Origin of the sequence: Kitasatospora sp. NPDC088783, assembly GCF_044750705.1 — a bacterium.
GTDB classification, from domain to species: Bacteria; Actinomycetota; Actinomycetes; order Streptomycetales; family Streptomycetaceae; genus Kitasatospora; species Kitasatospora fiedleri.
In genome coordinates this window covers 481,026-495,387 of record NZ_JBIVKJ010000004.1, presented here as the reverse complement: position 1 = coordinate 495,387, position 14,362 = coordinate 481,026, and the positions used below count along the sequence as shown (strand labels likewise).

At 75.6% G+C, this 14,362-nt stretch carries 11 protein-coding genes; 5 read left to right on the top strand and 6 right to left on the bottom strand.

What is annotated here, in order from left to right:
• Positions 1-318: 318 nt before the first annotated feature.
• The 3 genes from serS (at position 319) to ACIP60_RS14765 (ending at position 3,724) form a co-directional block, all read left to right on the top strand.
• Positions 319-1,614 (top strand): serine--tRNA ligase, encoded by a 1,296-nt coding sequence (gene serS / locus ACIP60_RS14775; RefSeq protein WP_400683716.1) that lies wholly within the window; start codon positions 319-321, stop codon positions 1,612-1,614.
• A gap of 170 nt (positions 1,615-1,784) precedes the next feature.
• Positions 1,785-3,134 carry a diacylglycerol/lipid kinase family protein gene (locus ACIP60_RS14770; RefSeq protein WP_400683713.1) on the top strand — a complete coding sequence of 450 codons (1,350 nt, stop codon included), beginning with the start codon at positions 1,785-1,787 and terminating at the stop codon, positions 3,132-3,134.
• A complete protein-coding gene (locus ACIP60_RS14765) occupies positions 3,131-3,724 on the top strand; it encodes a phosphatase PAP2 family protein (RefSeq protein ID WP_400683711.1) in 594 nt (197 codons plus the stop codon). The genes ACIP60_RS14770 and ACIP60_RS14765 overlap by 4 nt, the downstream gene beginning before the upstream one ends.
• Positions 3,725-3,780: 56 nt before the next feature.
• Here the strand turns inward: ACIP60_RS14765 and ACIP60_RS14760 are convergent, their stop codons facing one another.
• The 6 genes from ACIP60_RS14760 to ACIP60_RS14735 all read right to left on the bottom strand — a co-directional run bounded on the left by ACIP60_RS14760 (position 3,781) and on the right by ACIP60_RS14735 (position 12,049).
• Positions 3,781-6,366: an ATP-binding protein gene (locus tag ACIP60_RS14760; RefSeq protein WP_400683709.1), complete on the bottom strand. Its 2,586-nt coding sequence runs from the start codon at positions 6,364-6,366 to the stop codon at positions 3,781-3,783.
• A gap of 120 nt (positions 6,367-6,486) precedes the next feature.
• The gene (gene kdpC, locus ACIP60_RS14755) at positions 6,487-7,095 is read right to left on the bottom strand and encodes a potassium-transporting ATPase subunit KdpC (protein WP_400683706.1); all 609 of its coding nucleotides are present in this window, start codon (positions 7,093-7,095) and stop codon (positions 6,487-6,489) included.
• A gap of 14 nt (positions 7,096-7,109) precedes the next feature.
• Positions 7,110-9,197 carry a potassium-transporting ATPase subunit KdpB gene (kdpB, locus tag ACIP60_RS14750; RefSeq protein WP_400683704.1) on the bottom strand — a complete coding sequence of 696 codons (2,088 nt, stop codon included), beginning with the start codon at positions 9,195-9,197 and terminating at the stop codon, positions 7,110-7,112.
• Positions 9,197-10,858, bottom strand: coding sequence for a potassium-transporting ATPase subunit KdpA (gene kdpA / locus ACIP60_RS14745; RefSeq protein WP_400683701.1), 1,662 nt, complete (start codon positions 10,856-10,858; stop codon positions 9,197-9,199). The genes kdpB and kdpA overlap by 1 nt, the downstream gene beginning before the upstream one ends.
• A 1-nt stretch (position 10,859) precedes the next feature.
• Positions 10,860-10,949: a K(+)-transporting ATPase subunit F gene (kdpF, locus tag ACIP60_RS14740; RefSeq protein WP_014136735.1), complete on the bottom strand. Its 90-nt coding sequence runs from the start codon at positions 10,947-10,949 to the stop codon at positions 10,860-10,862.
• Between the two features lie 257 nt (positions 10,950-11,206).
• Entirely contained in the window at positions 11,207-12,049 is an 843-nt protein-coding gene (locus ACIP60_RS14735) for an NAD-dependent protein deacetylase (protein ID WP_400683698.1), read from the bottom strand.
• Positions 12,050-12,407: 358 nt separating this feature from the next.
• Here ACIP60_RS14735 and ACIP60_RS14730 point away from each other — a divergent pair, with 358 nt between their 5' ends.
• A complete protein-coding gene (locus ACIP60_RS14730; RefSeq protein WP_400683696.1) occupies positions 12,408-12,761 on the top strand; it encodes a hypothetical protein in 354 nt (117 codons plus the stop codon).
• Positions 12,762-12,913: 152 nt separating this feature from the next.
• On the top strand, positions 12,914-14,152 hold the full coding sequence (locus tag ACIP60_RS14725; RefSeq protein WP_400683693.1) for an amidohydrolase: 1,239 nt from the start codon (positions 12,914-12,916) through the stop codon (positions 14,150-14,152).
• The last annotated feature ends 210 nt before the right edge of the window (positions 14,153-14,362 follow it).

Below are 14,362 nucleotides of genomic sequence, written 5' to 3'. Positions count from 1 at the left end.
GACGCGAGTCGGCGGGGCGACCACCGGCTCCGGGAAGCCCTCCGGACCGCCCCCGCGCAGCGGGATGGGCACCGCCAGGGACGGAAGCGAGCCGGGACCGAGGCGGGTCCGGGACCGCGCGGGACGCGAGTCGGCGGGGCGACCACCGGCTCCGGGAAGCCCTCGGGACCGCCCCCGCGCGGCGGGGCGGGCGCCGCCCGGGGCGGGTCGGAAAGGCGCTGCGACGGTTTCCCCGCCCCTGCTACGGTCGGGGCGAATCCACCCGCTCCACCCGCTCCACCCGCCGCAACCCCCGTAACCAGAGGAGAACCGACTCCGATGCATGATGCCCGCGTCCTGATCGACCTGGGGGACGAAGCCGTCCGGCTCCTGGCACGTCGCGGCTACCGGCTCGACCTGTCCGCGCTGGAGGCGCTGCAGTCCCGCCGCAACAGCGGCATCCAGGCCGGTGACGAGCTGCGGGCCCGCTCGAAGCAGGTCGCCCAGGAGGTGCAGCGCACCGCGAAGCAGGGCGGGGACGTCACCGGGCTGAAGGAGACCGCCCGCGCGCTGAAGGAGCAGGTGCAGCAGAACGAGGCGGAGCTGGAGCAGGTCCAGCAGGAGCTGACCGACCTGCTGCTGACCGTCCCCAACCTGCCCGACGACGAGGCCCCCGACGGCTTCTCCGACGAGGACGCCCGCGAGCTGCGCCGGGTCGGCGAGCCGCAGCGCTTCGACTTCGCGCCCAAGGACCACGTCGACCTCGGCGAGGCCATGGGCATCATGGACTTCGGCCGGGCCACCAAGCTGTCCGGCTCGCGCTTCAGCGTGCTGCGCGGGGCCGGTGCCGCCCTGGAGCGGGCGATCGTCGCCCTGCTGCTGGACGTGCACACCCGCCGGCACGGGTACGTCGAGCACTCGGTGCCGTACCTGGTCAACCGGCGCACCATGACCGGCACCGGGCAGCTGCCGAAGTTCGAGGAGGACCTGTTCCGGACCGGCGTCGCGGACCGGGACCTGTTCCTGATCCCGACCGCCGAGGTCCCGCTGACCAACCTGTACGCGGACGAGATCGTCCCGCCGGCCGAGCTGCCGCTGGCGCTCACCGCGCACACGCCGTGCTTCCGCTCGGAGGCCGGCTCGTACGGGCGCGACACCCGCGGGCTGATCCGGCTGCACCAGTTCTCGAAGGTGGAGATGGTGCGGATCTGCGCCGCCGAACAGGCCCGGGAGCAGATGCTGCTGATGGTCTCGCACGCCGAGTCCTGCCTCCAGGAGCTCGAACTCTCCTACCGCGTCGTCACGCTGGCGGCCGGTGACACCGGTTTCTCCGCGCGCCTGACGTACGACCTGGAGGTGTGGCTGCCCAGCCAGGACACCTACCGGGAGATCTCCTCGGTGTCGGACTTCGGCACCTTCCAGGGCCGCCGGGCCGGCATCCGCACCCGGGACGAGAAGGGGAAGCCGACGCCGGCCGCCACCGTCAACGGTTCGGGCCTGCCGCTGGGCCGGACCATCGCGGCGGTGCTGGAGCAGCACCAGCAGGCCGACGGCTCGGTGCTGCTGCCGAAGGCGCTGCGCACCTACCTGGGCTTCGCCCGGATCGCGGCCGACGGCACGCCCGTCGAGGAGTAGCACCACCACGGGGAACGGGGGAACGGGTGGCGCGCGGCGGACTGCCGCGCGCCACCCGTGCGTTCGGGTCCGGCCGCGCGTTCAGGCCCACCCGTGCGGCGTCCGGCGGGTGCTGCCCAGGGATGCGGCGCGCCGGGCGGGGTAGCTGACGTGACGTTACCGTCGGTGGCATGGGAGAGGCGGCGAAGGTGGCGGGGCAGGCGAAGGCGGTGTGGCTGGCGCGGGCGGGGATCGGGTGCGGGCTGGCGGCGGTGCTGCTGCTGGCCGCCGGGGCCGGGCTGCGCGGGGCGCTGGTGGTGGCGGTCGGGGTGGTCGCGCTGGCGCTGATGGCGGTCGGGGTGTGGTGGGCGCTGTCGCGGCGCGGGCCGCTGCGCTGGCTGGGGGTGCTGCTGGCGGTGGCGGCCCCGGTGGGCGCGGTGCTGCTGGTGGTGGTGACCGTGGGCGGCGGCAGCTGGCCGTGGGTGCTGGGCGCGGTGGCGCTGTGGGCGGTGGGCCTGCTGCTGTCCCGGGCGGCGCTGCGCTCGGCCCGGCACACGAGGGAGATGCCGGAGCGGGAGGTCGAGGCGCCGCGCAGGCCCGTGCTGATCATGAACCCGAAGTCCGGCGGCGGGAAGGTGGCGGAGTTCCACCTCGCGGAGCGGGCCCGGGAGCTGGGCGCGGAGGTCGTCCTGCTGGACCCGGAGGCCCACCAGGACGTCACCGAGCTGGCCGAACGGGCCGTCGCGGACGGCGCCGACCTGCTGGGCGTGGCGGGCGGTGACGGCACCCAGGCGCTGGTCGCGCAGGTCGCGGCCCGGCACGGGCTGCCGTTCCTGGTGATCTCCGCGGGCACCCGCAACCACTTCGCGCTGGACCTCGGCCTGGACCGCGACGACCCGGCGCGCTGCCTGGACGCGCTGACCGACGGCGTGGAGCTGCGGGTCGACCTCGGCGAGGTCGCGGGCCTGGCCTTCGTCAACAACGTCTCGTTCGGCACCTACGCGGAGATCGTGCAGAACCCCGAGTACCGGGACGCGAAGGCCGCCACCGTCCTGGCGATGCTGCCGGACCTGCTGGTCGGCTACACGGGCGCGAAGCTCGCCGCCGAGGCCGGCGGACAGCGGCTGGAGCGCCCGCAGGCCGTCCTGGTCAGCAACAACCCGTACGACGCGGGCAACCTGATCGAGCCCGGGCGGCGCTCCCGGATGGACCGGGGCGCGCTGGGCGTGCTCGGCGTCAAGGTGGACGGCGCGGCCCAGGCCGCCGACCTGGCGCTGCGCGGTACGAATGCGGAGGGGGTGACGGTGCTGGTCGGCCGCGAGGTGCGGGTGACCGCGGACGTGCCGACCATCCCCGTCGCGGTGGACGGCGAGGCCCTGGAACTGGAGGTGCCGGTGCGCTGCGTGATCCGCCCCGGTGCGCTGCGGGTCCGGGTGCCGCGCGACCGGCCGGGCACGGCAGTCCCGGTACCGGCCTTGAAATGGAGCCGGCTGGCGCACCTCGCGTCGGGCCGGACGGATGCGAACGGTGGTGTGCAGTGAAGGCGTTGACGCGGTGGGTGCTGGCGGGAGAGCGCGTGGTGGCGGACTTCTCGGCGGTGGACGAGGCGGTGTACGTCGCGGTGGCGGCGACCCCGACACCGACCCTGGACGAGCGGCTGCGGCAGCTGTCCACGGCGGCGAACCACTCCAAGATCTCGATCGCGGTGGCCTGCGGGATGGCCCTGGTGCCGGGGCGCCCGCGCCGGGCCGCGCTGGTCGGCCTCGGCTCGGTGGCGGCGGCCTCGGCGGCGGCGAACCTGCTCGGCAAGTCGCTGGCCCGGCGGCCGCGGCCCGACCGGGTGCGCGGGAAGGTCCCGGAGGCCCGGCACGTGCCGATGCCGGAGTCGGCGTCCTTCCCGTCCGGGCACACCGCCTCCGCGTTCGCCTTCGCCACCGGGGTCTCCTCCCAACTGCCCTGGGCGGCGGCGCCGCTCGGCCTGCTCGCCGCGACGGTCGGCTACTCCCGGGTGCACACGGGCGTCCACTACCCGGGCGACGTGATCGCGGGCGCCCTGCTGGGCACCGTCGCGGGCAGCGTGGTCGCGGGCCTCGACGGGTGGATCCCGGGGGCGTTCCGGCCCCGCGGTTAGGCTCGCCGCTCCCCCGCGCCCTGCCCACCCTCCCCGCGCCCGCTCCCGCCACCGGGTCAGCGGGCCGCGGGGAGGGTGAGCAGCACGGTGGTGCCGCCGCCCGGGGTGTCCTCCAGGTCGAGGGTGCCGCCCATCGCCTCGGTGAGGCCCCGGGAGAGGGCCAGGCCGAGGCCGGTGCCGGTGGTGTTGTCGGTGTCGCCCAGGCGCTGGAAGGGCAGGAAGACCCGGTCGCGGTCGGCCGGGGGGATGCCGGGGCCGCGGTCGACCACCCGGATCTCGACCTGGTCGGCGTGGCTGGAGGCGGCGACCAGGACGGGGACGCCCGGCGGGGTGTGGCGCAGGGCGTTGGCGATCACGTTGCCGAGGACGCGGGCGAGCAGCGCCGGGTCGGCGAGGACCGGCGGGACGCCGTCGGTGGCGGCGGTGACCGGGGCGGTGGCGGCCGGGGTGGCGGCGCCGGGTTCGGCGAGCGCGTCGAGGGCGGCGGGCAGGACCTCGTCCAGGCGGGCGGGGCGCAGGTGCGCGGTGAGGGCGCCGGCCCGGAGGCGGCTGAGGTCGAGCAGGTCGTCGACCAGGCGGGCGAGCCGGTGCAGGGACTCGTCGGCGAGGTCGAGCAGTTCGGCCCGGTCCGCCGCGGAGAAGTCGACGTCGGGGCTGCGCAGCGAGCCGACCGAGGCGAGGGCGGCGGCCAGCGGGGTGCGCAGGTCGTGGCCGACGGCGGTGAGCAGGGCGGTGCGCATCCGGTCGGCGGCGCGGATCGGTTCGAGCTCGGCGGCGGCGGTGGCCAGCCGGTCGCGTTCGAGGGCGGCGGCGAGGTGGGCGCCGAACGCGGCGAGGACGCGCTGGTCGGTGTCGGGCAGCCGGCGCCCGGTGAGGACCAGCACGGCGTCCGCGCCGACGCCGAACTCGGTGGCCTCCGCGGCGGTGTCGGGAGCTGCGGTGCCGGGAGCCGCGGCGGTGCCGGGAGCCGCGGTGCCGTCGGCCGCGGTGCCGTCGGCGCGGGCGAGGACCTCGCCGGTGGCACGGTCGAGCAGGGCGGCGGAGTCCAGGCCGAACGAGGTGCGGGTGCGTTCCAGCAGGTCGGGGACGGCGTCGGTGCCGCGCAGCACGGAGCCGGCCAGGGTGGAGAGCGTCTCGGCCTCGGCGGTGGCGCGGGCCGCCCGGGCGGTCTGCCGTCCGGCGTGGTCGACCACGGTGGAGACGCAGAGCGCGACGGCGGCGAACACCGCGAGCGCGATGAGGTTGTTGGCCTCGCCGATGGTGAAGGTGTGCACCGGCGGGATGAAGTAGTAGTTCAGCAGCAGCGCGGCGGTCAGCGAGGCCAGCAGCGCGGAGAGCGCGCCGCCGAGCAGCGCGACGGCCACCACGCCGAGTTGGAGGGCCAGCGCGTCGGTGGTGAGGTTCAGCGCGGTGTGCGCCCGGGCGAGCCCGGCGGTCAGCAGCGTGGGCACGGCGAGCCCGGCGGCGTACCCGGTGAGGGTGCGGCGGCGGGAGTGGCGGCGGCCCAGCGCGGGCAGCCGGCCGCGGCCGGTGAAGGCGTGGGGGACCAGGTGGACGTCGATGTCGGCGGAGCGGGCGACGGTGGTCTCGCCGATGCCGGGGCCGGTGAGGAAGCGGGCGGTCCGGCCGCGCCGGCTGGTGCCGAGGACGAGCTGGGTGGCGTTGCGGGCCCGGGCGAAGGCCAGCAGCGCCGCGGGGATGTCGTCGCCGACCACCACGTGGTAGCTGCCGCCGAGGGACTCCACCAGCTGCCGCTGCTCGGCGAGCCGGGCCGGGGAGGCGCCGGCCAGGCCGTCGCTGCGGGTGACGTGCACGGCGAGCAGGTCGCCGCCCGCGGCCCGGTCCGCGATCCGGGCGGCGCGGCGGATCAGGGTGACGCCCTCGGGGCCGCCGGTGAGCGCGGCCACGACCCGTTCGCGGGTCTCCCAGACCCGGTCGATGCGGTGGGCGGCGCGGTAGTCGCGCAGTCCCTCGTCGACCCGGTCGGCCAGCCAGAGCAGGGCGAGTTCGCGCAGCGCGGTCAGGTTGCCGACCCGGAAGTAGTGGGCGAGCGCCGCGTCGACCTGCTCGGCCCGGTACACGTTGCCGTGGGCGAGGCGGCGGCGCAGGGCCTGCGGGGCCATGTCGACCAGTTCGATCTGGTCGGCGCGGCGCACCACCGCGTCGGGGACGGTCTCGCGCTGCGGGACGCCGGTGATCTGCTGGACGACGTCGTTGAGCGACTCCAGGTGCTGGATGTTGACGGTGGTGACCACGTCGATGCCCGCCGCGAGCAGTTCCTCGACGTCCTGCCAGCGCTTGGCGTGCCGCCCGCCGGGGACGTTGGTGTGGGCGAGTTCGTCGACCAGGGCGAGTTCGGGACGGCGGGCCAGCAGCGCGTCCAGGTCGAGTTCGGCGAACCCGGCGCCGCGGTGGCGCCGCACGGCGGGCGGGAGCCGCTCCAGGCCGTCGAGCAGGCGGGCGGTGCGCGGGCGGTCGTGGGTGTCCAGCCAGCCGACCACCACGTCGGTGCCGCGCTCCCGGCGGCGGTGCGCCTCGTCCAGCATCCGGTAGGTCTTGCCGACGCCGGGGGCGGCGCCGAGGTAGACCCGCAGCCGGCCGCGCCGGCGGTCCTCGGGGTGCGGCCCGGGGTCAGCGGTCATGGCGGCTCCTCTCGGCGGCGGGGGTCGGTGGCGGGGGTCGGTGGCGGTCAGCGGGGACGCGGCGGGTCGGCCCGGACGGGGGAGCGTCCGGGCCGACCGGTACAGGAGGCTGACGGATCGTCACTTGACGGCGGAGACCTCCAGGTTGAGCCGGAGGACGTTGACGCCGGGCTGGCCGAGGAAGCCGAGCGAGCGGCCGTCGGTGCACTCGCCGATCAGCTTCCGCAGGGTGTCGGCGGGGATGCCGCGGGCGGCGGCGACCCGGTCGACCTGCTCCCGGGCGTAGGCGACCGAGATGTGCGGGTCGAGTCCGGAGCCGGAGGCGGTCAGCGCGTCCGGCGGGACGTCGGCCGGGTCGACGCCGTCGAAGGCGGCGACGGCGGCCCGGCGCTCCTCGACGGCCTTCAGCAGGTCGGCGCTGTTCGGGCCGAGGTTGGACGCGCCGGAGGCGGCCGGGTCGTAGCCGCCGGCGGACGGGCGGGGCTGGAACCACTTCGGGTCCGGCCGGGCCGGGTCGTCCTCGCCCGCCTTCGGCAGGTCGAAGGACTGGCCGAGCAGGCTGGAGCCGACCGGCCTGCCGTCGGACTCGACGATCGAGCCGTCGGCCTTGGCGGCGAAGGCGAGTCGGCCGATGCCGGTGACCAACAGGGGGTAGGCGAGGCCGAGGATCACGGTCATCACCAGCAGCATCCGCAGTGCGGTGAGGTGGGTGCGCACGATGGTGGGCATGGGTCTGGCCTCTCTCAGCTCAGGCCGGGGATGAACCGGACGATCAGGTCGATCGCCTTGATGCCGACGAAGGGGACGATCAGGCCGCCGATCCCGTAGATCCCGATGTTCCGGGACAGCAGCGAACTGGCACCGCTGGGGCGGTACTTGACGCCGCGCAGGGCGAGCGGGATCAGGCCGACGATGACCAGGGCGTTGAAGACGACCGCCGAGGTGATCGCGGACTGCGGGCTGTGCAGGCCCATGACGTTGAGGTGGCTCAGGCCCGGGTAGACCCCGGCGAACATCGCCGGGATGATCGCGAAGTACTTGGCCACGTCGTTGGCGATCGAGAAGGTCGTCAACGCGCCCCGGGTGATCAGCAGTTGCTTGCCGATCTCGACGATCTCGATCAGCTTGGTGGGGTTGGAGTCGAGGTCCACCATGTTGCCGGCCTCCTTGGCCGCCATGGTGCCGGTGTTCATCGCCACGCCGACGTCGGCCTGGGCGAGCGCCGGGGCGTCGTTGGTGCCGTCGCCGGTCATCGCCACCAGCTTGCCGCCCTCCTGCTCCGTGCGGATCAGGGCCAGCTTGTCCTCGGGCGTGGCCTCGGCGAGGAAGTCGTCCACGCCCGCCTCCTCGGCGATGGCCCGGGCGGTCAGCGGGTTGTCGCCGGTGATCATCACGGTCCTGATGCCCATCCGGCGGAGCTCCTCGAAGCGCTCCCGCATGCCCTCCTTGACCACGTCCTTGAGGTGGATCACGCCGAGCACCCGGGCGGGGGCGGCCCCGAGCCTGGCGGCGACGACGAGCGGGGTGCCGCCGGCCGAGGCGATCGCGTCGACCAGCGCGGAGACCTCGGTGCCGACGCCGCCGCCGTTCTCGCGCACCCAGTGGGACACCGCGCCCGCCGCGCCCTTGCGGACCTGGTGGACGCCGTCGGCCTCGGCCAGGTCGACGCCCGACATCCGGGTCCGCGCGGTGAACGGCACCCAGGTGGCGTGCGTCAACTCGCCCTGGGCGCGGGCCCGCAGGCCGTGCGCCGTCTTGGCGAGCACCACGATCGAGCGGCCCTCCGGGGTCTCGTCGGCGAGCGAGGAGAGCTGCGCGGCGTCCGCCAGCTCCTCGGCCGTCACGCCGGACGCGGGGCGGAACTCGGCGGCCTGCCGGTTGCCGAGCGTGATGGTGCCGGTCTTGTCCAGCAGCAGCGTGTTGACGTCGCCCGCGGCCTCCACGGCCCGGCCGGACATCGCCAGCACGTTGCGCTGCACCAGGCGGTCCATGCCCGCGATGCCGATCGCCGAGAGCAGCGCGCCGATGGTGGTCGGGATCAGGGCCACGATCAGCGCCACCAGCACGATGGTCGGCTGCGGGGCCCCGGCGTAGGCGGCCATCGGCTGGAGGGTGACCACCGCGATCAGGAAGACGACGGTCAGCGAGGCCAGCAGGATGTTCAGCGCGATCTCGTTCGGCGTCCTCTGCCGGGACGCGCCCTCCACCAGGGCGATCATCCGGTCGATGAAGGTCTTGCCCGGCTCGGCGGAGATCCGCACCACGATCCGGTCGGACAGCACCCGGGTGCCGCCGGTCACCGCGCTGCGGTCGCCGCCGGACTCCCGGATCACCGGCGCGGACTCGCCGGTGATCGCCGACTCGTCCACCGACGCGACGCCCTCCACCACGTCGCCGTCGCCCGGGACGACCTGCCCGGCCTCGACCACCACGTGGTCGCCCAACTTCAGCGCGGTGCCCGGGACCTCCTCCTCCGTCCGGGCGGCGGGCCAGCCGGTGAGCCGGCGCGCCACGGTGCCGGACTTGGCACGGCGCAGCGTGTCGGCCTGCGCCTTGCCGCGGCCCTCGGCGACCGCCTCCGCCAGGTTGGCGAAGACCGTGGTCAGCCAGAGCCAGCCGGTGATCGCCCAGCCGAAGACGGACGGGTCGGCGATCGCGGCGACGGTGGTGACCACCGAGCCGACCTCGACCACGAACATCACCGGGTTCTTCACCATCACCCGGGGGTCGAGCTTGCGCACCGCGTCGGGCAGCGCGGCGAGCAGCTGTTTCGGATCGAGCAGGCCGGCCGCGGCCCGGTGCGGGGCGGGTTCAACAGTGCTGGTGGACATCAGTGGAGACCTTCTGCGATCGGCCCGAGGGCCAGGGCCGGGAAGTAGGTGAGGCCGACGACGATCAGGATCACGCTCGACAGCAGGCCGACGAACAGCGGCCTGTGCGTGGGCAGCGTGCCCGCACCCGCCGGGACGGGCCGCTGCCTGGCCAGCGAGCCGGCCAGCGCGAGGACGAACACCACCGGCAGGAACCGGCCGAACACCATCGCCAGGCCCAGCGCCGTGTCGTACCAGGTGGTGTTCACCGTGATGCCGGCGAACGCCGAACCGTTGTTGTTCGCGGCCGAGGTGAACGCGTACAGCACCTCGGAGAAGCCGTGCGCGCCGTCGTTCAGCATCCCGGCCCGCTCGCCGGGCAGCGCGATCGCGGTGCCCGCGCCGATCAGCACGATCGCCGGGGTGGTGAGGATGTACAGCGAGGCGAACTTCATCTCCCGGCCGCCGAGCTTCTTGCCCAGGTACTCGGGGGTGCGGCCGACCATCAGGCCCGCCACGAACACCGCCACGATCGCCAGCACCAGCATCCCGTACAGGCCGGAGCCGGTGCCGCCGGGCGCGATCTCGCCGAGCATCATGTCGAAGACGGTCAGCCCGCCGCCGAGCGGCGTGAACGAGTCGTGGAAGGAGTTGACCGCGCCGGTCGAGGTGAGCGTGGTGGACGCCGCGAACAGACCGGAGGCCGCGATGCCGAACCGCTGCTCCTTGCCCTCCATCGCCGCGCCGGCCGCCTGGAGCGCGCTGCCGGAGTGCTGGTGCTCGAAGAAGGTGACCAGGGCCGCCGAGGCCACCCAGAACAGCGCCATCACGGAGACGATCGCGTAGCCCTGGCGGTGGTCGCCGACCATGGTGCCGAAGGTGCGCGGCAGCGCGAAGGCGATCACCAGCAGCAGGAACACCTCGACCAGGTTGGTGAAGCCGGTCGGGTTCTCGAACGGGTGCGCCGAGTTGGCGTTGTAGAAGCCGCCGCCGTTGGTGCCCAGCAGCTTGATGACCTCCTGCGAGGCCACCGGCCCGCCGGGGATCGGCTGCGAGCCGCCGGTGAGGGTGGTCACCTCGTGGAAGCCGTGGAAGTTCTGCACCACGCCGCCGGCCACCAGCACCAGCGCGAAGAGGACCGCGAGCGGCAGCAGCAGCCGCAGCGAGATCCGGGTCAGGTCGACCCAGAAGTTGCCGACCCGGTCGGTGCGGTGACGGGTGAAGCCGCGGATCAGCGCGGCCACCACCGCGATGCCGACCGCCGCCGAGACGAAGTTCTGCACCGCCAGCCCGGCCATCTGCACCAGGTGGCCCATCGCGGCCTCGCCGCTGTACGACTGCCAGTTGGTGTTGGTGGTGAACGAGACCGCGGTGTTCCACGCCTGGTGCGCGTCCATCTCGGGCACGCCCAGGCTCAGCAGCAGGTGCGTCTGGAGCCGGATCAGCCCGTACAGGAACAGCACCGACAGCACCGAGAACGCCAGCACCGAGCGCAGGTACACCGGCCAGCGCTGGTCGGCGTCGGCGTCGACGCCGACCACCCGGTACAGCGCCTTCTCGGCTCTCAGGTGGCGGGCGGAGGTCAGCAGCCCGGCGATGTGGTCGCCGAGCGGGCGGTAGCACAGGGCCAGCGCGCCGACCAGGGCGATGGCCTGCAGCCACCCGGCAGGAGTGGGGCCCATGTCAGAACTTCTCCGGGTGGATCAGCGCGAGGACGAGGTACCCGACCAGCGCGGCGGCGACGAGGAGACCCGCTATGTGCTCGGCGCTCACAGCTTCTCCACCCCCCGGGCGATCAGGGCGATGACGGCGAACACGGCGGCCGTGACACCGACGTAGAGCAGGTCTGACATGGCATCCACCAGGGTGGCTCGGAACGGTGGCCGGCGCTTTCGCCGACACCCCGAGCCAAGCAGCGGAACCGGCCGTCCCCGCCGTTCCTGACGCGCCCCATACGGCCGCCCGGGCCGCCTTGACGCCGCCTTGACGGCTCCCGGCGCCGCCCGGGCCCCGCGCCCCGGCGGCTACCGCTACTCCGCGAAGGGCGAGGCCAGCTCGGTGAGGGCCGCGCCGAGCGGGCGGTCGATCCGGATGTCGGCGAGGTCGTCGCCGCGGGTGGTGCCGCGGGTCACGATGGCCACCGGCTTGCCGGTCCTGGCGGCGTGCCGGACGAAGCGCAGGCCGGAGAGCACCGCCAGCGAGGAGCCGAGGACCAGCAGGGCGCGACCCTCGTCGACCAGGCGGTAGCAGTGCTCGACCCGGTCCTTGGGGACGCTCTCGCCGAAGAACACCACGTCCGGCTTGAGCACGCCGCCGCAGGCGGTGCAGGGCGCGACGGTGAACGAGGCGACCAGGTCGTCCGGCAGCTCGACGTCGCCGTCCGGGTTGATCCGCGAACCGGCGTCCCGGAAGGCCGGGTTGAGCGCGGCGAGGCGCTCGTCGAGGGCGGTGCGGGCGGTGACGGCGCCGCAGTCGAGGCAGACGACGCGGTCGAGGCCGCCGTGCAGTTCGACGGCGTCGGCGGTGCCCGCGGCGCGGTGCAGGCCGTCCACGTTCTGGGTGATCACGGCCGAGACCCGGCCGGTGTCGCGCAGCCGGGCCACCGCGAGGTGCCCGGCGTTCGGGCGGGCCCGGGCGATCACCGCCCGGCCGGCGTGGCTGCGCGCCCAGTAGCGGCGCCGGGCCGGCTCCCCCGCGACGAACTCCTGGTACGTCATCGGCGCCCGGTTCCGGCGGACGCCGTCCGGCCCGCGGTAGTCCGGGATGCCGGACTCGGTGGACAGTCCGGCCCCGCTCAGCACCACCACGCCGCCGCCGGCCAGCAGCCGGGCCAGCGCGGGCAGTCCGTCCTCGTGCACGCTCATGCCGTCCATTGTGGAACGCCCGCGCCGGAACCGGCGGAGAGCGGCGGAGACCGGGGGCGGAACCCGGCGGCCCAGGCAGTACCCCCACGCACCGCCCGGGCCGCCCCGGGTGCGGACGCTCCGGCCCCCACAGCCCGAACTTCCGCTGCCTCCTTTGTACTTCGATCCACCACCCGGGCAGAAGAAGCGCACGGATCTTTCTCGGGAGCGCTTCCACACCCCGGCCGCACGCCGGGCCCCGCCCGAGCCCCCACCGCGGCCGCCCGCGCCCCGGGCCCGCGCTCCCCCGCACCCGCACCCGCCGCCGCTCGTCGTCCCGCCCGGGCGCTCACCGGGGGGAGGACGAGGGGGCGACGGTCAGGGCGCAGTGGCGGGAACCACGCGCGGGGGGTGGTCGGCGCGGACGGTCCGCCGGGCGGTACCGGAGGCGGCGGCCCAGGGCGCGGTGCTGGTGCCGCTGCCGGTCGGACGACCGCCGAACGACACGGCGGCCCGGCGGCCCGGCGGCTGCTGGACGCGGCGCTGCGGCAGGCGGCCGGGCACCCGCCGGGGGGTGGCGGTCCGTCCGGTGGTGACGCCCGGCCCGGCGAGTGCCACGCTGGCCGCGGCGGTCGGCGGCCCGGACGACCGCCGCCACCGCCACCACCGCCACGGCCTGCCGCACCTGCGCGGCACCCGTACCGCGCACCACCGCCGCGCCCCGCCCCCTGCCCGGTGCTGACCGGCCCCGCCGTCCGCCGTCCCCGCCGTCCCCGCTGGCCGCGCCACCCCGGTCCGTCGCCCCGGACCCCGTCCGGCGGGCCGCCGTCCGGGCAGCGTGAATCGTCAACTCGCCTGTGCAGCAAGCGAGTTGACTGACCGCCCGGAAGCGGTTTGATTGGTGCCGGACAGAGCCCTCAGCACCACCCCGGGAGCGCCACCATGCACGTCACGCTGTTCCGCCAGGTCCGCCCGTTCGGTGGACCGGTCACCGACCTGGTCGCCGTGGACGGCGTCCTGGCGGCCGGGCCGCCCGCGGGCGCCCGTCCGGTGGTGGTGGAGGGCGGCGGCCGGATCGCGCTGCCGACCCTGGTGGACGCCCACCTGCACCCGGACAAGACCAGCTGGGGCGAGCCCTGGTACAGCCGCCGCCCGGCGCACGGCCTGCCGGAGTACGTGGCCGGTGACGTCGAGCTGGCCGCGCACCAGCGGTCCCCGGTCGGCGTGCGCGCGCACCGCCTGCTCGCCCACGCGGTGACCCGCGGCACCCGCGCCGTGCGCGCGCACGTGGACGTCGCCCCCGCGTACGGCCTGGCCGGGGCGACCGGTCTGCGCGAGGCCGCCGAGCGGCTGGCCGGGAAGCTGGACGTGCAGTCGGTGGCGTTCCCGCAGCACGGCGTGGTGCGCGCCCCGGGCACGGCGGAGCTGCTGACCGCCGCGGCCCGCGAGGGCCTGGTGGACGCGGTCGGCGGCATCGACCCGGCCGGGTTCGACGGCGGCGGCGCGGACGGCCGCGAGCAGTTCGACCTGCTGTTCGGCCTGGCCGAGCGGTACGGCGTGCTGCTGGACGTGCACCTGCACGACCTCGGGGCCACCGGCCTGGACCCGCTGCGCGCGCTCGCCGCCCGGACGGTCGCCGCCGGGCTGCGCGGCCGGGTGACGGTCAGCCACGTGTTCTGCCTGGCCGAGCTGTCCGCCGCCGAACTCGACCGCACCGCCGACCTGTTGGCGGACGCCGGGATCGCGCTGACCACGGTCGCCCCGTCCGCGCACCAGGTGCTGCCGTTCCGCGCGCTGCGCTCGCGCGGGGTGCGGGTCGGCCTCGGCTCGGACGGCGTCCGGGACTCCTGGAGCCCGTACGGCAACGCCGACATGCTGCACCGGGCGCACCTGCTGGGCTGGACCACCGACGCCCGCACCGACCGGGAGCTGACCGACTGCCTGGAGCTGGCCGCGCACGGCGGCGCCGAGCTGCTGGGCCTGCCCAGGGCCGATCTGGTGCCCGGCTCCCCCGCCGACTTCCTGCTGGTGGACGGCGAGTGCGTCCCGCAGGTGGTGGTCGACCTGCCGCCGCGCGAGCTGGTGGTGAAGGCCGGCCGGGTGGTCGCCGAGCACGGCGCGCTGGTCGCCTGACGCCCGCCGCGACGGCGGTGGCCGCCCGCCCGGAGCCGCCATCGCCACGCCCGGAGCCACCGCCCCGCCCGGAGCCGCCGCCGGAGCCGGAGCCGCCGCCGGAGCCGGAGCCGCCGCCGGAGCCGGGGCCGCGCCCGGAGCCGCCGCCGGAGCACGCCGCGGCGGCGGTGGCCGCCCCCGCGCCGGGGCCGCCACCGCCGTCCGCGGGCC